Origin of the sequence: Vibrio minamisatsumaniensis (assembly GCF_050337445.1) — a bacterium.
GTDB lineage: Bacteria > Pseudomonadota > Gammaproteobacteria > Enterobacterales > Vibrionaceae > Vibrio > Vibrio artabrorum.
The window spans coordinates 1-904 of sequence record NZ_JAKJSY010000180.1; the positions used below are offsets into that span (position 1 = coordinate 1).

Below are 904 nucleotides of genomic sequence, written 5' to 3' on the forward strand. Positions count from 1 at the left end.
CGTAAAAGAACTATTCGATTATGTAGCTAATCTTATGGACGGCTATGGGCCTACTCATTACTTTGTATCAGACAATGATATCAGCATTAGTAATGTTACAACGATTAATATTAACGATTACATAAATATGGATTCATTCATAGATAATCTCTTATCCTTTAAAGCTTATATTGATGAAGTTGAAGTTTTAAGTGATGAAGTATTCGAAGAGAAATTCGTAAAGGAAATAGATGGAAGTGATAGAGCTCCAAAAGTCAAAGATTGGGTTGGCCGAGAGAAAGAACTGTCTATTTTAAACTCTGATACTTTCAAAGTGATTTTTATTACAGGTATTGGAGGTGAAGGTAAGTCAGCATTAGCGTCGCACTATATTGATGAAAAAAAGGACTATTTCTTGATTGATTGGCGAGATTTTAAAGAGGAAGATCATAAGTTTCAACATAAAATTGCCTCCATGGTTCAAAAAGTTGACCCAATAGTTAACGCCAAAGAACTTATGGGATATACAGATGAAGAACTAGTTGATGTTTTTTTCGAAAAGCTTGGGGATAGAAAAGCACTCTTTATTTTAGACAACGTAGATAGCTATATTGATTTGGAAAACTTTGAATTGATCCGCACCAGAAGTTTTGGACACCGAGTTAAGTGAGTACAATCACTAACGAGGTGAACAATGACAACTAAGAAAACACGAATCAAACATGCTCCTGAATTTAAAGCCGAAGCGCTTAAGTTAGCAGAGAAAGTCGGTGTCTCTGCTGCCGCACGACAGCTTTCGCTATATGAATCTCAAATTTATGGGTGGCGTAAAGCCGTCAAAAAAGATGCGAAAATCAGCGATAGAGAAAGGGAGCTCGCCACTGAAAATGCCAAACTCAAACGATTATTGGCAGAGCAAGCTGAA

At 36.4% G+C, this 904-nt stretch carries 2 protein-coding genes; both read left to right on the forward strand.

The features are described from left to right. Positions 1-649, forward strand: a 649-nt coding sequence (locus tag L4B77_RS20105; RefSeq protein ID WP_429752626.1) for an ATP-binding protein, incomplete at its 5' end; no start/stop codon positions are given. Positions 650-673: 24 nt separating this feature from the next. Next, positions 674-904, forward strand: a 231-nt coding sequence (locus tag L4B77_RS20110) for a transposase (protein ID WP_429751815.1), incomplete at its 3' end; no start/stop codon positions are given.